This window comes from Brucella sp. NBRC 14130 (assembly GCF_040371715.1).
GTDB classification, from domain to species: domain Bacteria; phylum Pseudomonadota; class Alphaproteobacteria; order Rhizobiales; family Rhizobiaceae; genus Brucella; species Brucella intermedia.
In genome coordinates, this window is the sequence record NZ_BAABTE010000020.1 from 13,741 (window position 1) to 36,357 (window position 22,617).

Here is a 22,617-nt window from a genome sequence, read left to right on the forward strand (position 1 = left end):
CAGGCGACTGTTCTATCTCCTTGGTCTCAACCGATACGCGGTGCTTCCGTGTCAATCTTCATGTCGAAAGATGCACCAGCGTCTGCGCGTTCGTTTCCGCCCTGCGATAAATGCCAACCGATTGTCCCCCGCGCATGACCATGATGCGATCGGACATGCCGAGAACCTCATCGATCTCCGATGAGATCATGACTACAGTTCCGCCTTCGGCGGCAAATTCGCAGATGACGCGGTAAATTTCCTGTTTTGCGCCGACATCGACACCGCGCGTTGGTTCATCAAGCAGCAGAACGCGCGGGCTTCGCAGGAACCATTTTCCAAGTACGACCTTCTGCTGGTTGCCACCCGAAAGGCCGGAAACCGCCATCGTGTCATGCGCGACCTTGATCCTGAAACGCTCGATCATTGCCCTGCTGGCTGACGATTCCTCGCGTCGGTTCATTGCAAAATGCGGGCTCATCTCGGGCAGGCTGGCAAGGCAGATATTGTTGCGAACGCTGTCGCCAAGATTGAGTCCGGTGAGTTTTCGGTCCTCCGTCACGAAGGCGAGCCCGAGCGCCATGGCATCCGAGGGACGCCGGATGCTTATCGTCTCACCTTCCAGACGGATTGCGCCTTGGGAGGCTTTATCCAGTCCGAAAAGACAGTTGAATATTTCCGAACGACCCGACCCCATCAATCCGTAGATGCCGAAGATCTCACCCTTGTGCGCGGTGAAGGAGATATCGGTTATCTTGCCTGGTGCGCTGAGGCCCAAGACCTCGAGGCCTGGAACTTCTGTCGGGACATTCGTCTTGATGTATTCGTCACCCAATTCCCGTCCGATGATCAAACGGATCAATTCTGCGCGCGTGATAGCTCCGAGATCGCCGCTGTCGATATAGCTGCCGTCGCGAAACACGGTATAGGTGTCGGCAATCTGAAAAATTTCCGACAGGCGATGCGAGACGTAAACGACCCCTTTGCCGCACGCTTTCAGCCGTTCGATCGCGGCAAAAAGCTGCTGGGCTTCCTTTTCGCCAATGGCAGACGTCGGTTCGTCCATGAAAATGACTTCGGCGTCGTGACTGAGCGCTTTTGCGATCTCAACCAGTTGAATCTGGGCGACGGACAGATTCATCATGAACTGATTGGCGCGAATTTTGAATTCGAGTTGGTCGAGAAGTTTTTGGGCATTCCGGTTCATCGTTTTGAAGTCGATGCCGCCGAAACGACGAAGCGGTTCTCTGCCCAGATAGATGTTTTCCGCCACGGTCATGTGCGGGATGGGGCTCAGCTCCTGCTCGATTATGGCGATGCCCGCCTGCAACGCTTCAGCAGGGCTGGAATATGTGACTTCTTTTCCGCGCCGCCGGATATGACCTTCGTCACGGGCGTGAATGCCCATCAAAATTTTCAGAAAGGTGGATTTGCCCGCGCCGTTGCCCCCGCAAAGTGCATGCACCGAGCCGGGCCGCAACTGGAGGCGTCCGTTCCGCAAGGCGGCAACGCCGCCAAAGGACTTTTTCAGCCCCTCCACATCCAGCAGAAGTTCCAATGCATTTCCTCCGGTGGCGGCAGTTGTTCTGCCGCCGGTTTCAACGGCCTCGCCGTCGTTTTGACAATATTCGATAAATGATCGACAAATGTCAACCTTTCATGTAAGAAGGACAAAAAGGGGAAAAGCAACATCAGCCCTGACGGTAGCTGGGCGGCGACAATAACGTTCCTATTCAATGGGTTAAGTGTAATCAGACGGATCGGCAGGTTTTGAGTGTAGATCTGGCCCGTGATTGCGCTTCCAGCTGAGGGATCTCCCGTTTTTGAGAAGATTTCGGTGTTGAGGGGAAATGTGTTGACAAGAGACAGAACTGTCTGACAAATGTCAAAATGTGGAGGCGGTCTTCAAGCTATCACCTGTCAGGAGGCGGCAGGGTTTGAAGAACGAGAAATGCTTCGATAGCGGGAGGATGGACGTGTCATCGAACAGCCTAGATCGACAGACGCTGTTTCTGGCGTTGATCAATGTCGCCGTTCTGGCGGCGGGCGGCTTTCTGGCCGGTTCAAATTTCATGGACAGCTATAACCTGCAATCGATGGCGTCGCAGGTTCCCGAATTGGGACTGCTGGCCTTCGGTGTCATGCTGGCGATGATTTCAGGCAATGGCGGTATCGATCTTTCGGGCATCGCGCTGGCAAATCTTTCCGGCATCGTCGCGTTTCTGCTGACACGCCATTATATTCCGGCTGCCGATGCACCGCTGCTTTTCTCGTGGGTATTTGCCGGTCTGGCGCTGGTCGTCGGGTTGATCGGCGGTGTCATCAATGGGATCGTGATTGCCTATGCGCGCCTGACGCCATTGATCGCAACGCTCGGAACCCAGCTTCTTTTTACCGGCATTGCCGTGTTCCTGACCAACGGCTCCGCCGTCAGCATGGGCTTTATCGAGCCGCTCGATAATTTCGGCAACATGCCCGTTCTTGGCGTTCCGATGTGCTTTGCGCTGTTTATCGCTATCGCTCTGGCGCTGTCATTCCTGCTCAAATACACGCCTTTCGGCGTGAAACTGATGCTACTTGGCAGCAATGCCAAGGCGGCTCGCTATGGCGGTATCAATGAAAGGCGCATGCTTCTCATCACCTATACGCTGTGCGGCCTTCTTGCTTCAGTTGCGGGGATCATCATTGCTGCGCGCAACTCTTCGGTGAAGTGGGATTATGGCGGGTCTTACGTCCTGATTGCGATCCTGATTGCCGTCTTGGGCGGTGTGAAGCCGGAGGGCGGCTGCGGGAAGATACTCTGTGTGCTTCTGGCCGCTACGGCTCTGCAGATACTCTCAAGCCTGTTCAATTTCATGAATATCTCGAATTTCTTCCGCGATCTTGCCTGGGGTGTTCTGCTGATGGCGCTTCTGGCATCGGCACGCATGCACTTCAGCTACTGGCTGCGGCCCAGAAGACAATAGCGACAAGGCTGCGGTTCCGGGATGAAGCCGCCAGCCGAGGACCCAAAAAACAATCTGCTTATATTAATGGAGGAGTCTTATGAGCATGTTTTCCAAACTGATAGCGGGCACGATGCTTGCGGGAACAGTCATGGCCGGCGCCGCACTCGCGGCAGACAAGCCGACCATCGTGACGGTAGTCAAGGTTACTGGTGAAAACTGGTTTACCCGCATGAACGAAGGGGTTGATGCTTATGGCAAGGACAATGCCAATGTGAGCGCCAGCCAGGTGGGCCCGGCAAAGGCTGATGCCGCGCAGCAGACCCGCATCATCGAAGACCTCGTTGCCAAGAATGTCTCGGCGATTGCCGTTGTGCCGATGGACCCTTCTGCACTTGAAGGCGTGCTACGCCGCGCTTCACAGCGCGGCATCAAGGTCATCACCCATGAGGGTGACAGCCTCGTGAATACCGATGTCGATATCGAAGCCTTCGACAACAAGGCATTCGGCGCGCGTATCAATGAAAAACTTGCCGAATGCATGGGCAAATCGGGCAAGTGGACCTCGTTCGTGGGATCGCTTGGCAGCCTCACGCATAATCAATGGGTCGATGCCGGTGCCGAAAACGCCAAGCAGTATCCCGATATGGAACTGGTGGCAGAGAAGAACGAATCCTTCAATGATGCCAACCGGGCCTATGAAAAGGCCAAGGAAATCCTCCGTAAATATCCGGATATCAAGGGCTTTCAGGGATCGTCCGCTATCGATGTGATCGGCATAGGTCGTGCCGTGGAGGAAGCGGGACTGCAGGACAAGACCTGCGTGTTCGGTCTCGGGCTTCCGAAGGATACCGGTCCATATCTCGAAAGCGGTGCTGTCGACCAGATTTTTTTCTGGGACCCGAAGGATGCCGGCTACGTCATGAACAAGGTCTCCGATCTCGTTCTCAAGGGCGAGGAAATCAAGGATGGCATGGATCTGGGTGTTACGGGTTACGAGAAGATGACCGTCATCAAGGGGCCGGGCAAGGGCATCATCATCCAGGGCCAGGCCTGGGTTGATGCGGACAAGTCCAACTACAAGAACTTCCCGTTCTGACTACGAAGCAACGCGCCACGCTGACCTCCAGGGCCGCCCGCACCACAGCGGCCCTGGAGGGACCATCCGGAATTTCAGGAATTCGCCATGCTCGCCACCGATACAACGACACATTCTGCGCCGCCGTTTCTAGAGGTCAGAAACGTCAAGAAATCCTTTGGCGGCGTAAAAGCACTCAAAGACGTCAGCCTGACAATTGAGGCCGGACAAATCTACCATTTGATGGGAGAGAACGGTTGCGGCAAGAGCACGCTGATCAAAATCCTCTCAGGCGCACAGCCCGCCGATGAGGGGCAGATACTGATCGACGGCGAGGCGACCGGTGCAACGGCTGGCGATCTTGGCGCTATTGGAGCGCTTCGTGCAGGAATAGAAACTGTTTATCAGGATCTGTCGCTGCTACCCAATCTCTCAGTGGCAGAGAATGTAGCATTTACCGAACAACTCGTTGAAGCTTCCGGGCGTCTTGCCCGCCGGTTGAATATTTCGCTTCTGAACGAAACTGCGCGGCGGGCGCTTGCGGAAGTGCATTTGCCTACAGACAATGCGTTTCTTTCGCTCCGAACCGACACGCTGCCGCTGGCAACGCGCCAGTTGATCGCCATTGCGCGCGCGGTCGCTTCCGAGGCACGCCTTGTCATCATGGACGAGCCCACGACATCGTTGACCCGCCAGGAAGTTGAAAACCTGCTGCATGTGGTGGAACGCCTTCGCAGCAAGGGTGTGGCCGTGCTGTTCGTCACGCACAAACTCGATGAGTGCAAGTCTCTTGGCGGGCGTGCAATCATCATGCGCGACGGGCTGAAGGTTGCCGAGCTTGATGTCGCCTTGCACAGCAAGGCGGAGTTCAGTCATTGGATGACCGGTCGTGAAATCAGCGAAACACGCTATCGCACGGATCCGAAACTTGGCGAAGTCATGCTCGAAGTCGAAAAGCTTGGCGATGGCAAGGCATTTCGGGATGTTTCACTCAAGCTTAGAAAAGGTGAAATCCTCGGTATCACTGGCCTGCTGGATTCGGGCCGCAACGAGCTTGCGCTCGCTCTTGCTGGTGTCAAAACAGCAACAACCGGAAAGATGCGCTTGAACGGGCAGGAGATCGCACCGCAGTCGACGGCGCAAGCCATTGAATATGGGATCGGTTACGTGCCGGAAGACCGGCTGACTGAAGGTCTTTTCCTCGAGAAACCGATTCAGGACAACATTACCCTTCCGATCCTCGACCGGTTGCGCAATGCGCTTGGCGTGATTAGCGTCCGGCGTGCGCGTAGCGTCGCCGAGCAAAGCGTTGCCGACCTGCAGATCGTCGCGCCGGACGTAACCATACCGGTGCAGTCCCTGTCCGGAGGCAATCAGCAGCGCGTTCTGATCGGCCGATGGCTGACGATCAACCCTCAGCTTCTGATCCTGCATGGTCCGACGGTGGGGGTGGATGTAGGCTCGAAGGACACGATTTTCCGTATCATCCAGCGTCTGGCTGATGATGGTATGGGCGTCATTATCATCAGTGATGATTTACCGGAGCTTTTGCAGAACTGTGACCGCATTCTCGTCATGCGTCAGGGCCGTATCGTCGCTACGCACGCTGCCGAGGACCTGAGCGAAGATGCCATCTACCAATCCATGGCCAGCACGTCGAAGGAGGTGGCACAATGACTGAGATCGCATCTGCTTCGGTTTCGGATAAGGGTCGGGGCGGCATTGGCTCGCGTCTCTGGGATCTGCTGGGGCGCCGGCCAGAAATCTTCACACTGCTTCTGATTATCGTCACCTGTCTGGTGGTTATCGGTGCCAATCCTGATTTCCTTCAGATGAGCAATATCGTGGATATTCTACGCGCTTCCGTCGTGAGAGGATTGTTTGCGATGGGCGTGCTGGTCGTGCTCGCTTCCGGTGGGATCGACGTTTCATTCACGGCTATTGCAGCCTTTGTGATGTATGCTCTGACCATGCTGGTCACGAACTGGTTCCCTGAAATGCCGATGACGATCACCCTGATCCTTGCGGCTCTGGGCGGCGCGGCGTTTGGGGCTCTGAACGGCCTCCTCGTCCAGAAACTGCAAGCGCCCTCGCTGATCGTCACCATCGGAACGCAATATGTCATCCGCAGCTTTCTGCTGACCTTTGTCGGCACTGCGCTGTTCATGAATATTCCGGCGGCAATGGATGCTTTCGGCAAGGCCTCGCTCTTTACCCATCACGCATCGAACGGCGTCGTTTCAGTACTACCAGCCACGGTTCTGGTTCTCGTTGCCGCCGCGCTGGTAACATGGTTCATCCTTGAGCGGACGTTGATGGGACGGGCAATCTTCGCTGTCGGCGGCAATCCGGGCATAGCCGAACGACTTGGCATCAATCTCTTCCGCGTGCGTATTTTCGTCTTCGCCTATGCGGGGCTTCTGGCTGGTATTGCGGGCGTGGTTCACGTCTCAAGCAATCGTCTCGCCAATCCATTCGATCTTGCCGGTATGGAACTTGAAATCATCGCTGCTGTCGTGCTCGGCGGTGCGCGAATTACGGGTGGTTCCGGTTCGGTGATTGGAACACTGTTGGGGGTGCTTTTGATCACGATCGTCAGCAACGTTCTGATCTTCGTGGGAATTCCGAGCACGCTGCAGCTTGCCATTGTGGGCATTTTCATCCTGCTTGCCGGTACGATCTTCGCCTTGCGCAATCGCAGTTGAAATCAAATCGGCCGCGCTTTTCTGTCACAGCACAGGTGCGGCCTCACGTATTTTCTGGGAGGGTTTCATGTCACACGATGTGTCGGTCGTAGGGCTTTATATTCTTGATGTGCTCGGTCGACCGGTCGATGCAATTCCACCGGGCGGGAATGTCGAATTCATTGATGAAATTCGGTTGACCGTCGCGGGTACCGCTGGCGGTACGGTTGTCGATCTGGCCAAGCTTGGTCTCAACTGTCTGGCCGTCGGTGCCGTTGGAGACGACGAGAAAGCCGATTTCGTCATTGCGACGCTACAAAGGTTCGGTGTCGATACCGCGCAGATGCAACGTCTCAAAGGCGTGCCGACCTCAGCGAGCATCCTGAATATTCGCCACAACGGCGATCGTCCGGCTCTGCATGCACGCGGGGCATCGGACCATTTCGAGATTGCGGACAGTGCGCTGGATGCAGTGCTGGCGCCGCCGATCATCCATCTTGGCGGAACTGGTCTTCTGGCCAAGCTTGATGGCGAACCCAGCCGAAAGCTTCTTGCTGAAGCGAAGGCACGCGGAAGAACGACGACCTTCGATCTTCTCGGTGCAAATGATGGCACTCTCGACCTGATTGCTCCGCTTTTCCCGCATATCGACTATTTCATGCCTTCCATCGAGGAAGCGAAGCAGATTTCGGGTGCTGAGGATGTTGAGGGCGCAGGCGTCTTCTTTCTTGAGCGTGGCGTGAAGCATTGTGTATTCACGCTCGGCGGTGACGGCGTCTGTTTCATGGACGCATCAGGCCAAATCGTGCGCCAGCCTGCTTTCCAGATCGAAGTCGTGGATACCACCGGATGCGGCGATGCTTTCGATGCCGGTTTCATTGCGGCCTTGCATCACAAGATGGATTTGAAAGCGGCCTTGAACTTCGCTCAGGCGTCGGCCGCGCTCGTTGCAACAGGCCTCGGCTCGGATGCGGGTATTCGCTCCTTCGACGAGACGCTGGCGTTCATGAACACCGTGCCTGTCCGGCAATAGTTTAACAGAGGCGGGTGGGTTTAGAAGACCGCCCCGCCTTCTAATCAGCAAGGAGCCGTTCGGCAGCCTCCATATCGGTCACCAGATGCGTGGCATACCCGCCCGCCAGAACAGCGCGAATTGCTTCGACCTTTTGCGCGCCACCTGCAACGCACAACCTGTTCGGGACGCCACGCAGTTCATCAAGCTCGATGCCGATGACGCGCTGGTCGAGCTCGCGGACAATCTGCTTTCCGTCTCGATCAAGGAAGCGGCAGATCAGAACCGCCGCCGCCCCTTCACGTGCATAAGCGTCGATTTCGTCATTGCTGGTCACATCCGCAATGCGCATCGTGCTTTCGGCAGCAAGACCGCCGACGCCGAAAACAATCATGTCGGCCTGGCCGATCAGTTCGAACTGGCGCTGGAGTACAGGTTCGCCCATCAGCGCATCTCGTAGTTCAGCCGTGCTGAGCACGGCAGGGGCCAGCATGTTGATGCTGGTGGCGCCCATGTTGCGCGCCATGATGGAGGTGCAAAGCTCTGCGGAAAACTCCCGTTTGCCGATGGATGAGCCTGTGACCTGTACTATCGTGAGCCCTTCCATCGGCTGCGGCAGCGAAATTGCATCGGCAATGGCGAGTACCGTGCGTCCCCATGAGACGCAGATAGTCTCGCCGGGCTTCACCATACGCTCCATCAATCGCGCTCCGCCCGCGCCCAGCGCTTTCAGGCGAGCTTCGGCGGTGATTGATTTTTCGGATGGAATGACGAGTGCCTCCGCCAGCCCGAACCGCGTCGCCAATTTGCGAGCGATATGCGTGCGTGTCGCGATTTCAGGGTTCATCAGGATGCGCACGACACCTCTCTGCCTCGCCTCCTGCAGATAGTTGACGATGGTTGCGCGCGAAACACCGATCATTTGCGCGATTTCGTTCTGGGTCAGCTGGTTCTCGTAATAAAGCCAGGCTGCCCAGACAACGGCGTCATCGAACTCGGCCGGGATAGCATGCGTAGACGATGTTTGAGCGCCCGATGTCATACTCGTTTCCTGTTGTCTCTGTTGTTCCTGAGTTGCACAGAAAACCCTTTCGATCAACACGACAATCAATCGAGTTGACTAATGTCAGTTATTGGTGTCAATTGTATATGAGAGGAAGAGGAATCTCCACAAGTCTTTGTTGCGCCGTGGAAAATGCGAGGTTTTCCACGATGGCGCCTTTGTGTCTGCACTTCAATGCGCAGGCTTGCAGCTAAGGGAACGGCGGATGAAATCGAATTGGTCACAAGCGGATTTCGACAGGATTGTCGGTGTGTATGAACGGGCAGGCGTGAACCGCGATGTCGCGATCCGTACTTATACCACGCGTCTTCTCGGTTCCGAGCCCAAGCTGGTTTTGCACGGCGGCGGCAACACCTCGGTCAAGACCACGCTGATTGATCATGACGGCAGTGAAGTTTCCGTACTGTGCGTCAAGGGCAGTGGGTGGGACATGGGCAGGATTGAGCCGGCAGGTCTCCCCGCTCTGCATCTGGAACCGTTGAAAGCGATGGTGAACTACGAAACCTTGTCGGATGACGATATGGTCATGCTGCAACGCCGCTTGCTGCTCGATCCCGCAGCGCCCAATCCATCCGTGGAAGCCATCCTTCATGCGATCCTGCCATTCAAGCATGTCGACCACACGCACGCCAACGCGATCGTGGCGCTTACCAATCAGCCGCGGGGCGAAGAGATCATTCGGGAACTATTCCCGGAGATGATTATCGTGCCTTATGTCATGCCGGGCTTCGATCTTTCGAAGGCGTGTCTGAAGGCATTTTCCGCAAGGCCCGATGCACCCGGCATGATCTTGCTGAAGCACGGTATTTTCACCTGGTCGGAGGACCCGCGTGAAGCCTATGAAAATATGATTGCCGCGATTGACCGTGCTGAAAAGCGCATCGCGGAAGGCAGGTCACGCCCATTCGGAACGGCGAGCGCAGCACGATCGGCTAAAACCCTGGCCTCGGCGGAGGAAATCGCACCTCTATTGCGTGGAGCGATTGCACTCCCTGGCAGGGGAGAGGGACGGCCGCGCCGCTTCATTCTCGAGCACCGCTCTAATGACGATATTCTTGATTTTTGCGGTGCGCCGAACATCGCGGATCTGGTGCGGTGCGGGAATGCGACACCAGAACATGTCATTCATATCAAGCGCTATGGCGTGGCGCTGCCAAGGCCGGAAGCCGATAACTTTGAAGCGTGGACAGTCGGCGTAAAAGAGGCGGTGGCCGCCTATGCGGCCGACTACACGGCCTATTTCGAGCGTAACAATGCGCGTGTCGGCGGCGGCAAGAAGATGCTCGATCCGATGCCGCGCGTTTTCTATGTCGAGGGTGTGGGACTTTTTGCGGCTGGAAACACGCAGAAATCCGCTGGCGTCTGCGCGGACGTCGCCGAAGCGACGATTGAGGTCATTCGCGGTGCCGAAGGTATCGACCGTTTTGAAGCACTTTCCGAAGAAGACCTTTTTGACATCGAATACTGGTCACTGGAACAGGCAAAGCTTACCAAGCAGACCGAAAAGCCGCTCACTCGGCAGGTGGCGGTCGTGACAGGCGGAGCAGGCGGTCTCGGTCTGGCTATCGCGGAGCAACTGAAAAATCAGGGTGCGGAACTTGCGCTGATTGACATCGATGGGGAGCGTGTAGCCGCGGAAGCGAAGCGGCTGGGTGGCTTTGCCCTTGCATGTGACCTGACTGATCCCGTTGCGGCGGACAATGCACTTGCACAGATCGCCGCAAAATTTGGCGGGGTTGATATACTCGTCTCCAATGCGGGTGCAGCTTTTCAGGGCGCTTTGACCTCTGTCGATGACGATCTGTTCAAGGCTGCGTTCGATCTCAATTTCTGGAGCCATCATTATATTGCGCGGGCTGCGATCAAGGTCATGCAGAAGCAAGGCACCGGCGGTGCCATCGTGTTCAATGTCAGCAAGCAGGCCGTAAACCCGGGGCCTGATTTCGGCCCTTATGGCACATCGAAGGCGGCATTGATGGCACTGATGCGTCAATATTCCCTGGAGCATGCCGCTGATGGCATTACGGTAAACGCGGTCAATCCAGATCGAATACGCACGGGCCTGATGACCGACGAAATGGTCGATGAGCGTGCGCGGGCACGTGGTGTGACCCCGGAAGTCTATATGCGCGGCAATTTGCTGAAGCGTGAAGTCTCTGGCGAGGACGTTGCCGAGGCGGTTCTGCATCTGGTGCAGGCACGCGCATCCACTGGCGCTGTCATAACCGTTGATGGCGGCAACGTGGCGGCGATGATGAGGTAAACAGGTGCCAGTCGGGGTCCCGCCCGTTTCACCCTAAGCTTGATAGTTCGTTGTGATCGGGCGGTGTTAGGGAACCTTCTCGCCTGTTACGCCACTCCACGACAGTCATCATCCAGATGTGGAATATCAGAACATAGGTGAGTGACCCTCAAGGTGCGCTGAAGAACCCGATGGAATTACGGCTCCCAAAGCTAGGAACCGCCAATTGGGTTTTCCAGTCGCCAGGCACCCTGCATAGGCTTTCTGAGCAGGTTCCCCTGCTAGTACTAAGCCAATAAATTACATTTACCTAATATTTCAATCATAAGTCATAAACAATAATCAGTTAGTAATTTTACGATTAACCAAAACATGCGTTCTAACTTGTTCCGGTAATACTTGATGCGTATAACCACGCTGGTTGATTCAGTTTCGTTAAGGGGAGGCAATCATTACTTTTGGTTGCATTTTTCTCCCTGCACGGCACTTATTTTTTAAGGCGCCGCTGGTGCGAGGAGAAAGCATGTCTGGCAGTTATTCAATCTGGAAATCTTCCCGTCGAATGTTGGCGCGCGGCGTTGCTGTAGCGCTTGTGACTGCAGGTCTTATCCTGCCTCAGGCTGCTTATGCATGCACCAGTTTCATTCTTCCGACAAAAGACGGCAGTTTCGTTTACGGGCGCACGATGGAGTTGGGTTTTAATATCGATTCCAAAATGATCATGATCCCGCGCAACTTCAAAATGACTTCGCAGCTTTCGGCCGATACCGCAGGGAAGACGTGGAATGCCAAGTATGCGGCTGTAGGCATGAACGCCTTTGGCCTCCCGGCACTGATCGATGGCATGAACGAAAAAGGTCTTGCGGGTGGCATCCTCTATTTCCCGGATTTTGCGCAGTATCCTGATCCGTCCTCTGTAAAGCCGGAAAACAGCCTCGCCCATGGGATTTCCTGAGCTGGGCGCTGGGCAATTTCTCGACAGTGGCAGAAGTGAAAGCTGCGCTCGAAACGGTAGCCGTCGTGGGCGTCAAGCAGTCTGATATGGGCTTCGTCCCACCGGTCCATTACACGCTGCACGACACAACCGGCGCGTCGATAGTGATTGAACCGGTCGATGGCAAGCTGAAGGTCTATGACAATCCGCTAAGTGTCTTGACCAACGCGCCTACATTCGACTGGCATATGACAAATCTGCGCAACTACGTGAATCTGTCGCCAAAGAATGTCAAGGCGCTGAAAATCAACAATGAAACCATCAAGCAGCTGGGCGAGGGATCTGGCATGCTCGGCGTACCGGGCGATATGACGCCACCGTCGCGCTTTGTTCGTGCCAGCGCCAATCTTCTATCGGCTCGCAGCGTAGGAAGCGGCATCGAGAGCGTGCGCCTGGCGGAACACATTTTGAACAGTTTCGATATCCCGATCGGCCTTGTTCAGGGCGAAGCGGGTGAGGAAGACAAGCCTGTTGATTATACGCAGTGGTCGACGGTCGCCGACATGAAGAATGACGTGTACTACGTCAAGACCTATGAGGAACAAATCCTGCGGGGAGTTTCCCTCAAGGACCTCGACCTTGATGTCAAGGAACTTCTGACGATCAAGATTCCGACAGCAGTGGAGTCACTGCCGGTCTTGAAACAGAAATAAGGAAAAAGGAGCGGCGCGAGCCGCTCTTTTGCTTCACGCGCGGTTAATTTTCTTCGAGCCGCGATCAGACGTCAGTTCTTTGTCTTTGGAACTTGTGCACCGACGCCGGTGGGATATTGCGGAACGAGCGGCCAATCTCTTCCGTTTTGAGTCCGAGTGCAGAGAGCAGTTCTGTATGGACGGGACAACGCATGGCGTAGGTGAACTGATAGAATGAACCGAGCTGCGCGAGATAGTGGAAGCTCCCCCGCAAGACCGCTTCCACCTGCACTTTATCCATCGCCAATAGGCCGAGACCGCTGACGATGTTCTTGCAGGACCCCGGCGGTAAAAGGTCGAGCGCGGCGAGTTGTGTCGCGTCGGCCTGAATGACAGTTGAACGCGGAAAGCGTTTGCGTAACATACTCACAAAATCCGGATTGAATTCGATCAGTATCAGATCGCGGGGATCGACGCCTCGTTTGAGCAGAGCATAAGTGAATACGCCCGTTCCAGGGCCCAATTCGATGACGGGGCCGGTGCCCGGGCTGATTTCGCGCGTGATCAACCGGGCAAGAGACGGCCCGGACGGTGCTATTGCGGCAGTTAGCAGCGGATTGCGCAACCATGCAGCAAAGAAGGGAACGAAATCTGCAATTGGCATTCGGCGGCTCCTCGTGAAAACTGTTCTCCGATTCGTCCGGCAGAACCGCTGCAATTTCGAAGCTTCACCTGTCAAAGACCTGTCGTCCGGGTCGCGTGTAATCGTAAAATAGGCCGGGGCTTCGGGAACCGTTGGCCGATGCCAGCCTGATGCCAGACACGATGGGTACACCGAGCAAATGCGAGCAGGAAAAGGCACGGCAGATGCGAATTCTGGTGGTTGAGGATGAACGCGAACTGGCGTCGATGTTGGAACAGGTTCTAACGTCGCAAAACATGGTGGCGGACACTGTCGCTACCTGTGCTGAAGCCGAACATATGCTCGCGGAAGATTGCTACGATGCCGTCATTCTGGACCGCCGTCTGCCCGACGGGGATGGATTGTCCGTGCTGCGAAGATTGCGCGGCCGCGGCAGTTCGATCCCGGTTCTGGTTCTGACTGCAAATGGCGATTTGCCGGATCGCATTCACGGCCTCGATAGCGGTGCTGACGACTATCTGGGCAAACCCTTTGCTTTCGATGAACTCATGGCGCGGTTGCGGGCAATATTGCGCCGCAATGGCGATGTTCGCCCTGACATTGTCCGACTCGGCCGTGTGTCCTTTGATTTCATCGCCCGCGAGGCTTTTGTGGGCGAGACTCCGCTTTCCATGCCGCGCCGGGAACTGCTTGTGCTTGAGGCCTTGATGCGCCGAAAAGGACGTATGGTGCAAAGGCCAGTTCTGATGGAAGCGGTTTTCGGCATGAACGATGAAGTGGAGCCAAACGCTCTCGACACGCATGTCTCGCGCGTGCGTCGAAAGCTGGCAGCGGCGGCTGCGGGCGTCACGCTGAACGGTGTGCGGGGTGTGGGCTATCTTTTGCGCGAGACCGTTAATTGAAAAAACTACCCTCTTCTCTGAAGTGGCAGCTTATTACTCGGATCGTCTTCGCACAGGCGTTTATCGTTCTATCAGCGCTGGCACTTTTCGTTGCATTTCTCTGGCTGTCGGGTTTTGTTCACGAACGCTACGATCGAGGCGTAATAGACGTCATCAAGGAGGCGGTGAGCCGTGACGGGGACGGGCATCTAACCCTGAAAAACACGTCTGGACTGGCGGCGTTGCGTCGAGATGAAAAATCACTCTGGTTTATCATTCACGATGCTTCCGGCAATCAGCTTATTGAAGGCACCGTGCCAGACGCCTACCGGACAATGAGCAACGCCCTGTCGAACGTGCTGGAAGCCCGTCTTGGCGACGATAAGGCCGGGGCTTCCAGGCCCGATGCCGTCATAAGACGGGAAGACACATCTGTGGGGCGCATTCTGATCATGGCAAGCACGGGAGGTGGTCTCACCTTCGGGCGGCTGGCCGAAGCGGTCGGGGAAGGATTCAAGATGCTCGTTCTTCCGGGTCTTCTCCTTGCCGCCATGGCAGCCTTGCTGGTCATTCCGCTGGTTGTGCGTATGACATTGAGGGGAGCCTCGGCAATCGCTGAGAAAGCCTCGCAAATCGAGCCTGAGCGGCGTGGAATCCGTCTGCCTACTGAGGATGTTCCTGCCGAGCTTTCACCATTGGTGGACGCGTTCAACGGCGCACTGGAGCGCCTTGATCAAGGATACTCGCGTCAGCAGCGTTTTTTGGCACAGGCGGCGCACGAATTGAGAACCCCGATCGCAATCCTCTCCGCCCGACTGCATGCCCTGCCGGAAAACGAAGTGAAATCTGGCCTCACGCGCGATGTGGCCCGGCTTGGAACTTTGGCGGGCCAGCTTCTCGACCTACAGCGACTGGAAGGGCAGTCAAACAAGTTTCATGCGGTAGATATTGTCTCCGCTGCCCGGCAGGTGATTTCGGATATGGCGCCGCTCGCCTTCGCTGCTGGTTACGACGTTGTTTTCGATACCGATGCCGAAGTTATTAACGTCCCTGGTGATCGTCAGGCGATAGAGCGTGCCATTACCAATCTGTTTCAGAACGCGATTGATCATGGATATAAGCAAGGGACGATTGCAATAAGCGTTCTGAGGCCAGCCGTGATTGAAGTTGCTGACGAGGGCAAAGGTATTCCTTCGGATATGAGAAGGAGCATCTTTGAGCCCTTTAGTCGCCTTGATGACCAAGGCCCCGGGGCGGGCCTTGGGCTTAATCTTGTCCAACAGATCATGGCGCTTCATGAGGGAACCATTGAAGTGGGTGAAGCCAGCTCGGGCGGCGCACGCATGAGGCTGGTCTTTCCTCAAACTGTTTCATCTTCAAACCGGTAGGCGATCTGCGGCAGGCCTGTTAATTATTGCCCTTGCGCGTAATCAGGTTCGCTCCAATTTTCCAGAAAGCGATTTTTGTGTTGCTGCGTCGGCTGCCGCATCCTTCGTTAATTGCGGGATCGGCGGGAATCCGAAACCCAAACGGGGGAAAGGGAACTCCGCCACGATCAAGCCAATACGCATCCAGATCCGGCAGCTTTCTTTTTCGCCGTTTCGAGGTGCGGTGATTGATGACATGGTTGGAGTTGCTGACTGCAATCAGATAGGAAGTGGCGCCGTGCGCTATCAAACCTTTCAGCACGAGCATGATCGCATCTTTCGGTCGCAAACCGCCGAGATCACGGGTTGCGGAAATTACCGCGCGTTTGGCGTCTGCACGGGCCGACCCTTGCAATCCGCCGACGATCAGACTGTATGATTGGCCCGGACGACGCACGAACACGAAGCTCGCCATGCAGAGAAGTGCGTCATCTGTCGCGTCCACCAGGCGCACCGTAAACGCGCCTTCGTGCCGACTGCCGCAATGATCGGAAAGCAGCAATTGGAGGTGATACGCGCGTTCCCGGCCACAAATCGTCCCAAGCTCGATCTTTTCGCCTCGCCAGAGCGCTTGCAATACGTGTGGGCACAATAACTGCCGTGCCAGTTCGAAATGCTGGGTGAGAATGTTGAACCGGGTTTTCCACGCCATCCGATGCACGAGGAATGACGAGAGGGATTTGCGGATAAGATCGTCGTGAGGCGGAGCGAAGGTGTGCTGCTCGGTGTATTCACCGAGAAATCTAAGCCAGCGAAGAGTGAGTCTAGGCGACAGACTGCTTCTAAGCATGAAAGCCAGAGTTTTGCGGAACTTCAGTCGCGAAACAATGCTGACCGTCTGCCGCAACATCGAATGGGAAGCAGCCAGATGCTTCAGGGGCACATTCTGGTTGCTTGGCTCGGCACTATGATGGGGTTGGCCTGGTTCAGGCCTTCTTGTGGCGGACGTCGAATGGGAAAGTTGTTCAGCCAGCATGATCATTGTCCGTTACGGCGGGTAGGATGCGTCCCGGAATTTTCGTCAGCTTTGTCAAAGTTCGATGGAGAATTGCCGTGTGCTCTGCGAGCGTAGAACCGCGTGCCGAATTGCTTTACGCCGTTGTCGATCGCCATCGCCTGGCTGGAAATTCTTCGCCAGAGCCACATCATCAGGCACAGGACCAGCCCCCACGCCACTATGACATCGGACAGGAAATGAGCGCCGAAGATAACCCTGTTGAAGGAAACGAAGAACAGGATCGGAACTGCGACCACAGTTCCGACGGATCGCCATTGCAAGGGAACGAAGACGATAAGCGACAGGGTTGCGGCGGCTACCGCGGCCTCGCCCGAGGGAAAGGAGCAACTGTGCCTGCAAGCGGCCGCATATTGCCATACGGGCGTAAAATCGGCGGTTCCACCGAATTCGACGATTTCGCGCGGACGAGCTCTTCCAATGGTGTTCTTCAGAAACTGTACTGTGACGAGCGGACCGACTAAAAAACTCAGCAGTACGAACAGGGCTTTATGCGGCGGGCAGAAGGAGAATTTGCGCGGCAAGAAGGCATACAAGCCCGTTGAGAGTAGCATCAAAGGCAAAAGGTAGATCAAGCCCTGCCGGTTTATATCGCGCACAGCTTTCAAAAACGGATTCTCAGACAATGGAAACCCATGGCCGTCCGCAAAAACGCGCGAGATGGTGAGGTCGACCGACGGAAACACCACGAGGATGAAGCTTGCAGCAAGAATAGAGCGAACCACAAACTGCGTCTGGCGGGACGCAGACTTGTAATGTTCGGGAACGCTGGCTGCCGAATGAGAATCGCTTGAGCCAAGGATAGTTTCCTGCATGTCGACACCTCGAAAGAGTTGAACGACCGCGATTTGAAGGCCGATTATCAAGACTCTGCGAAGATCGAACCGGCAAAGTGTCTAAAACCGATCTTCGGATGGCGCGCATATTGTTTGGAAATTGCACGTTGAGGATTTGCCGGTCATAGTCCGCGCAGATTTTACCGGGATTATTATCAACGACCTATATCTGGAGCCGCCAGTGGACAACAGTCTCGTTCTTATTGTGGAGGATGAGCCGGAAATTGCGCAAATCCTGGATGCCTATCTCGTGCGGGAGGGCTATCGCACGGTGCGGGCCGCCGATGGCGAAACGGCGCTGCAACATCACGCGCTGCTGTCGCCGGATATCGTTCTGCTCGATGTTCGCATTCCCAAGCTTGATGGTTTTGCCGTGCTTGCACGTCTGCGACAAACCAAAAACACGCCGGTCATCATGGTGACCGCGCTGGCCGAAGACATAGACCGGCTCAGCGGACTTCGCCTCGGTGCGGACGATTATGTCGTCAAACCCTTCAATCCGCAGGAGGTTGTAGCTCGCGTCAAGGCGGTGCTCCGCCGTACAAAAGGCGATCAGCAGGAGACGCTCCGCCGCTTCGGGGCGATTGAAGTGGATTTCAATGCCTACTCGGCTTTCGTCAATTGTAACGGAGAACGGATTGCCCTCCAATTAACACTCAGCGAATTCAGAATTCTTGCTTACATGGTGCGACGTCCCACGCACGCCTTCGACCGTGCCGATATTCTCGATGCCTGCCTGCCGGAAAGCGACGCGCTGGTCCGCACGGTGGATACGCACATATCCAATCTGCGAAAGAAGCTCGAAGCACTTGGGCAGAAGGATTTCTTCCCCGCCGTCCGTGGCATCGGTTATCGCTTGGCAGACCCCAAATGAAGCTACCCACGCTCCCTCTTGCCACGCTGACTGCCATCATAATTGCTGCCATGCTGGTGCTCAGTGTCGGACTGGCCTATCTGGGGGTGACCTCTTATGCCGCTTATCTGGAAGAGGGCGTAGTAAAGAGCCTGCCCGCCAATGCGGCGCAGGCTTACCGCGATATGAATTCCGGCATCGTTCCGGAACCTGCCGCGATCAGGGAACTGTTCGACCATCTTGATGGTCTTTCTGATCCGGTCGACTTTCAGCTCTACTTGTCCGTGCTTGTCTGCGGTCTGTTTTCGGCGCTTATTTGCAGTGTCATCGGAATATATCTGGCGCGACGGATCGCTCGGCCTCTGGAGCAGCTGACGCAGGTAGCGGAGGGGCTAAAATCGGGGGACTTTACCGTCCGGCTGGCGGAATCTCATACGAGCACGGTGGAGGTCAAGAGCCTTATCGAAAGCTTCAATGCATTGGCAACCAGCCTTGAAACTATGGAAGAACGTCTGCGCTTCAACAATATGGCTGTAGCACATGAGTTGCGCACACCACTGACCATATTGCGTGGCTCCATGCAGGGCATGGTGGACGGCGTATTTCCGATGGACACGAAGACGGTGGCGAGCCTTTTGCTGCAGGTGGAGGGGTTGTCCCGTCTTGTCGAGGATCTGCGAACGCTGTCGCTGGCGATAGGACAAAAACTCGTCATGGACCGCGAGCGCTTTGAAGTGGCGGAACTGGTGGACGCCGTAATCGATTCAGCCAAGCCGATGCTCGAAGCAAGCAAGCTTACTGTCGAAAAGGAATTGTCGCCAAGGACAGCGATAGCCGATCGCCAGCGTATTCGGCAGGCCATACTCGCGCTTCTGGAAAATGCCTGCCGTTATGCTGCCGGTGGCGGAGTGTTGCGATGCCAGACTGAACTGACCACTGATGGCTTCATCGCCATACGCGTCCTGGATCGAGGTCCCGGCTTTCCTGAAAATATGGGCGACATAAACGTCAATCCCTTCTGGCGAGGGGACGCGTCTCGTTCGCGGGCCACCGGAGGAACCGGACTGGGCCTTTCGGTTGTGCAGGCGATAGCGGCAGCCCATGGTGGAAAGCTCGAACTCCAAAACCGGCCTGGCGGGGGCGCCATCGTATCCATTCTTATTCCTGGGGACTCTGCAGAGCGTTGCTCCTGATTGCCGCAGCGCACCTCAGAGGGCTTGGCGCGCGCTTCGCACAAAGGGGGTTGTTTTCCAAACCCTGCTCGCCGAATCCTCAACGCCATCAAATTCTCGAAAAGTTCGCAGTCACGTCGGAACTGGAGGGGCTGCCCGAGCACGTGCGGCGCAGCGCTTTACCACGGACGACAAACTGGCCCTGTTGGCGGCTCATGAACCATGCGCAAATTCCGCGAACAGCGAGGATAAAGACCGCTATTATTACGATAATGAGCAGTTCCATAAGGTTATCTACGCCGCCAGTCATTGGGGCTTCCTTGCCGAACAATGCCTCATGCTGCACATATGCCTGCGACCTTAACGGCGCTTACAATTGCGCATCCATAATCGTATGCGTACTTCAATTCAGGAACACACTGAAATCCTTGATGCTATCGTTGCAGGCGACGCCTCTGCCGCTCGTGAACTGCTTCGCAATCATGTCGCAATTCAAGGCGACCGCTTCAATGATCTGATGTCAACAATAGCAAGTGCATTTAGTCGGAAAGAGTAATCTTCGGAGATGAACTGGGAGTCCTGCTTAGACCTTTTACAGGGTGATGAGTTTGATCGCTGTCGCAGTTACTCAGTGCGAAAGAGTGACATATCATCGCAATCGCCCGCCTGATTGGTCTGAAGACCGGGAAGGGCAGTTTGATCTAGTCATTCATTTGGTAGCATGCTCGGGAAGAATGGCAATATTTCATGCAACGACCTGATGAGACTCATTCTCCCGTTTTCGGCGCGACTTCCCATCGAAAGGCGGGTCACGCTATGCCGTCATAGAATAGCTATCAGGGCCTCGGCTGCGTCTCCGTCTATAATCAGGCCGTTCACGATCCCGCTCTTGAGCAGTGCTTTGGCGGCAACGGCCTTCTCCTGCCCGGCGATGAGCAGGACCACCTGAACCTTCTTCAAGTCGGCGAAGCTCAGAGCAATGGTCCGCTGGTTCATCTCGTGTTCGACCTGCTGCCCGTTCTCGTCAAAGAAGATGCCGTTGGTGTCGCCGATGGCGCCGGCAGCACGCAGGCTTTCCAGTTCGGATTTGCTCAACATGTTCTGGCGGCGCAGCAGCGAATCCTCTGTCAGTTCACCGGCACTGATGAAGCAGACGGAAGCGGTACGGGCAATTTCCAGCGCGCGTGCCACAGAGCGTTGGGAGATGAGAACTTTTCGATCTTCGGCGGAATCGGCGATGAAGGGTACAGGAAGGAAGAAGCCTTGTCCGCCTGTCCGCCGCGCCAGCATATGCACAACTTCGAACGGATTATAGGCGGAGTTTGCGGTCAGCGATCCCATCACGGAAATGAAGCGCGCCTGCGGTGCACGTACACCAGCAAGTTGCAGCGTCATCTGTTCTATGGTTCGCCCCCAGCCGGTGCCGATTGTTGCATCCTCATGATCGGCCAGAAAGCTTTTCAGATAGGTGGCGGCTGCAACACCGACAGCTCGGAATGATACCTGTTTGCGGATTTCAGAGGCAGTGTCGTCATCGGATTGAAAGCCAAATGGCGGTGTTGAAATACAAAAATCCAGACCGTACTGACGCATCAGCTCATTTTCCACGGGCAATGTGCCAGCGTTCTGATGGTCGATGGAGATGCTGACGAGACCGCTTTCGCGGGCTTCGCCCAGTATCTTGTTTACACGGGCCCGGGTCAGGCCGAGACGGGATGCTGTCGCCTCCTGGTTGAATCCTCCAACATAGTAGAGCCACGCCACGCGCACCATGAGGCTGTCTTCGGATTCGCTCATCTGTCTCTCTTTCGATTTTTCATTCACCAAATTACAAATGTATTTCTATTTGACATTTGTAATTTGGTGACGCTTAATACCAATCGTTCCGGCGGACAAGAGCGCGAAAGGGCAGTGAGGTCAATCGGAAACGAAACTGGCGCAAGGCGACGGAATGGTGGTTCTGGAGGAGCAGAAACAGGCATTCGCCGATGCGACAGAAGGGGAGAACGGCGGAGCGCCGATGGCGCTTTTCGCGATGGTCACGGTCCAGTTCGACGTCAAGCGAACTGAATGTGCCTGCAAGCAGCAATCAAAGTCGGATGTGGAGCCAACCACATGGCTTTTGGGAGGAAAAAATGGGTTCTGGATTTTTCAAGAAAGCAGTGGCTGTCACGGCCCTTGCCATGCTTATGGGCACGGCAAGCGCTTCAGCTACAAATGTAGCCTGGGTGCATTCCAACGCTGCTGCGCAGTCCGAGCAGCGCGCAAAGGCGGGCTTTGATGCCTGGCTCAAGGAGACGAACAAGGACTGGAGCATAAGCGTGCTTGATAGCGGTGGCTCCGGTGAGCGCACGGCGTCGAACATTCAGGATGCGGCCTCGCGCGGGGTGGATGCGATCATCGTCAGCATGTCGGATTTGCGCGCTTCACGCGCTGCCATCGATTCCGCTGTTGCGGCCAAGATTCCGGTTTTCGCTATCGATAGCGGCCAGGTCGACGGTGTGGTGGTGGATGTGACCACCAATAACTGGGCAATGTCGGCCGATGTGTCGCCCTTTTTGCTCAATGAGATGGGCGGCAAGGGCAATCTTGTCTTCCTGCGTATGGCTGAGCACCATGGCACGCGCAAGCGCGGCGACGTGATGGAGACCGTGCTGAAGGAATACCCGGAAGTAAAGGTAATCGCTGAGCATAATATCGACTACACGGCGTTCTTCGAAGACACGACCAAGACCATGCAGGACTATGCATCGCGCTTTGGCGAGGAGATCAATGCGGTCTGGGCCCCATGGGATGAGCCTGCACAGGCCGCGATCAACGCGCTGAATGCCGCTGGTCTGAAGAATGTCAAAGTGATTGGCATTGACGGCCATCCGCAGGCCATCGAAGAAGTTTGCAAGCCTGACAGCCTGATGATCGCGACGGTCTCGCAGCCATTCGAAAAGATGGGTGCGCAGACTGGCGAATGGATCGAGAGCATAGTGGTCAAGAAGGATGACGCCGCGAAGGTCATTCCGTCGAAGACCGTTTATCTCGATGCGCCTCTCGTCACCAAGCAGAACTGCAAGGACTTCCTCCCGAAGAAGTAGGCAAGCCCCCAACGTTGCCTGCATCTGGCCGGAGCGTGATCGTTCCGCGCTCCGGCCCCTTTTGGAATAGAT

Annotated in this window: 17 protein-coding genes and 2 pseudogenes; 13 read left to right on the forward strand and 6 right to left on the reverse strand. The window is 55.8% G+C overall.

Annotated elements, in window-relative coordinates; all coding sequences use genetic code 11:
• Positions 1–58: 58 nt before the first annotated feature.
• A complete protein-coding gene (locus ABWW28_RS24660) occupies positions 59–1,537 on the reverse strand; it encodes a sugar ABC transporter ATP-binding protein (RefSeq protein ID WP_176588543.1) in 1,479 nt (492 codons plus the stop codon).
• A 418-nt stretch (positions 1,538–1,955) separates the two neighbouring features.
• Between ABWW28_RS24660 and ABWW28_RS24665 the strand changes: the two genes are divergently transcribed.
• The 5 genes from ABWW28_RS24665 to ABWW28_RS24685 all read left to right on the forward strand — a co-directional run bounded on the left by ABWW28_RS24665 (position 1,956) and on the right by ABWW28_RS24685 (position 7,719).
• Positions 1,956–2,945: an ABC transporter permease gene (locus tag ABWW28_RS24665; protein ID WP_006471931.1), complete on the forward strand. Its 990-nt coding sequence runs from the start codon at positions 1,956–1,958 to the stop codon at positions 2,943–2,945.
• Between the two features lie 79 nt (positions 2,946–3,024).
• On the forward strand, positions 3,025–4,023 hold the full coding sequence (locus ABWW28_RS24670) for an autoinducer 2 ABC transporter substrate-binding protein (RefSeq protein ID WP_176588542.1): 999 nt from the start codon (positions 3,025–3,027) through the stop codon (positions 4,021–4,023).
• A gap of 87 nt (positions 4,024–4,110) precedes the next feature.
• Positions 4,111–5,679, forward strand: a complete 1,569-nt coding sequence (locus ABWW28_RS24675; protein WP_006469742.1) for a sugar ABC transporter ATP-binding protein — start codon at positions 4,111–4,113, stop codon at positions 5,677–5,679.
• Complete coding sequence (locus ABWW28_RS24680; protein ID WP_006469743.1) at positions 5,676–6,707, forward strand: ABC transporter permease; 1,032 nt, start codon at positions 5,676–5,678, stop codon at positions 6,705–6,707. Before ABWW28_RS24675 ends, ABWW28_RS24680 begins: the two co-directional genes overlap by 4 nt.
• 67 nt (positions 6,708–6,774) lie before the next feature.
• Positions 6,775–7,719 (forward strand): carbohydrate kinase family protein, encoded by a 945-nt coding sequence (locus tag ABWW28_RS24685; protein WP_006471930.1) that lies wholly within the window; start codon positions 6,775–6,777, stop codon positions 7,717–7,719.
• Positions 7,720–7,759: 40 nt separating this feature from the next.
• Here the strand turns inward: ABWW28_RS24685 and ABWW28_RS24690 are convergent, their stop codons facing one another.
• Entirely contained in the window at positions 7,760–8,740 is a 981-nt protein-coding gene (locus ABWW28_RS24690) for a sugar-binding transcriptional regulator (protein ID WP_006471929.1), read from the reverse strand.
• A gap of 226 nt (positions 8,741–8,966) precedes the next feature.
• Here ABWW28_RS24690 and ABWW28_RS24695 point away from each other — a divergent pair, with 226 nt between their 5' ends.
• Together ABWW28_RS24695 and ABWW28_RS24700 are read left to right on the forward strand one after the other, a co-directional pair.
• Positions 8,967–11,024 (forward strand): bifunctional aldolase/short-chain dehydrogenase, encoded by a 2,058-nt coding sequence (locus ABWW28_RS24695; protein WP_006471928.1) that lies wholly within the window; start codon positions 8,967–8,969, stop codon positions 11,022–11,024.
• A 502-nt stretch (positions 11,025–11,526) separates the two neighbouring features.
• A pseudogene (locus tag ABWW28_RS24700) lies at positions 11,527–12,650 on the forward strand (linear amide C-N hydrolase).
• Between the two features lie 64 nt (positions 12,651–12,714).
• Here ABWW28_RS24700 and ABWW28_RS24705 read toward each other — a convergent pair.
• Complete coding sequence (locus tag ABWW28_RS24705; RefSeq protein ID WP_006471927.1) at positions 12,715–13,293, reverse strand: class I SAM-dependent methyltransferase; 579 nt, start codon at positions 13,291–13,293, stop codon at positions 12,715–12,717.
• A gap of 203 nt (positions 13,294–13,496) precedes the next feature.
• Between ABWW28_RS24705 and ABWW28_RS24710 the strand changes: the two genes are divergently transcribed.
• A complete protein-coding gene (locus tag ABWW28_RS24710) occupies positions 13,497–14,174 on the forward strand; it encodes a response regulator transcription factor (RefSeq protein WP_075041760.1) in 678 nt (225 codons plus the stop codon).
• The gene (locus tag ABWW28_RS24715) at positions 14,171–15,541 is read left to right on the forward strand and encodes a sensor histidine kinase (protein ID WP_113342285.1); all 1,371 of its coding nucleotides are present in this window, start codon (positions 14,171–14,173) and stop codon (positions 15,539–15,541) included. The genes ABWW28_RS24710 and ABWW28_RS24715 overlap by 4 nt, the downstream gene beginning before the upstream one ends.
• 19 nt (positions 15,542–15,560) lie before the next feature.
• Here ABWW28_RS24715 and ABWW28_RS24720 read toward each other — a convergent pair whose 3' ends face one another.
• Both ABWW28_RS24720 and ABWW28_RS24725 read right to left on the reverse strand, forming a co-directional pair.
• On the reverse strand, positions 15,561–16,556 hold the full coding sequence (locus ABWW28_RS24720) for a DUF535 family protein (protein ID WP_247886268.1): 996 nt from the start codon (positions 16,554–16,556) through the stop codon (positions 15,561–15,563).
• A 2-nt stretch (positions 16,557–16,558) separates the two neighbouring features.
• Positions 16,559–17,410, reverse strand: coding sequence for a phosphatase PAP2 family protein (locus tag ABWW28_RS24725; protein WP_113342286.1), 852 nt, complete (start codon positions 17,408–17,410; stop codon positions 16,559–16,561).
• Positions 17,411–17,612: 202 nt separating this feature from the next.
• On the opposite strand from ABWW28_RS24725, the gene ABWW28_RS24730 reads away from it, so the two are divergent.
• The 3 genes and pseudogenes from ABWW28_RS24730 to ABWW28_RS24740 all read left to right on the forward strand — a co-directional run bounded on the left by ABWW28_RS24730 (position 17,613) and on the right by ABWW28_RS24740 (position 20,012).
• On the forward strand, positions 17,613–18,305 hold the full coding sequence (locus ABWW28_RS24730) for a response regulator (protein WP_036565313.1): 693 nt from the start codon (positions 17,613–17,615) through the stop codon (positions 18,303–18,305).
• Positions 18,302–19,477: an ATP-binding protein gene (locus ABWW28_RS24735; RefSeq protein ID WP_006469754.1), complete on the forward strand. Its 1,176-nt coding sequence runs from the start codon at positions 18,302–18,304 to the stop codon at positions 19,475–19,477. The genes ABWW28_RS24730 and ABWW28_RS24735 overlap by 4 nt, the downstream gene beginning before the upstream one ends.
• Positions 19,386–20,012, forward strand: a pseudogene (locus ABWW28_RS24740) (GntR family transcriptional regulator). Before ABWW28_RS24735 ends, ABWW28_RS24740 begins: the two are co-directional and overlap by 92 nt.
• 266 nt (positions 20,013–20,278) lie before the next feature.
• Here ABWW28_RS24740 and ABWW28_RS24745 read toward each other — a convergent pair.
• Positions 20,279–21,253, reverse strand: a complete 975-nt coding sequence (locus tag ABWW28_RS24745) for a sugar-binding transcriptional regulator (RefSeq protein ID WP_006471919.1) — start codon at positions 21,251–21,253, stop codon at positions 20,279–20,281.
• Between the two features lie 338 nt (positions 21,254–21,591).
• Here ABWW28_RS24745 and ABWW28_RS24750 point away from each other — a divergent pair, with 338 nt between their 5' ends.
• Positions 21,592–22,545, forward strand: a complete 954-nt coding sequence (locus ABWW28_RS24750; protein ID WP_022568402.1) for a sugar ABC transporter substrate-binding protein — start codon at positions 21,592–21,594, stop codon at positions 22,543–22,545.
• Positions 22,546–22,617 lie beyond the last annotated feature (72 nt).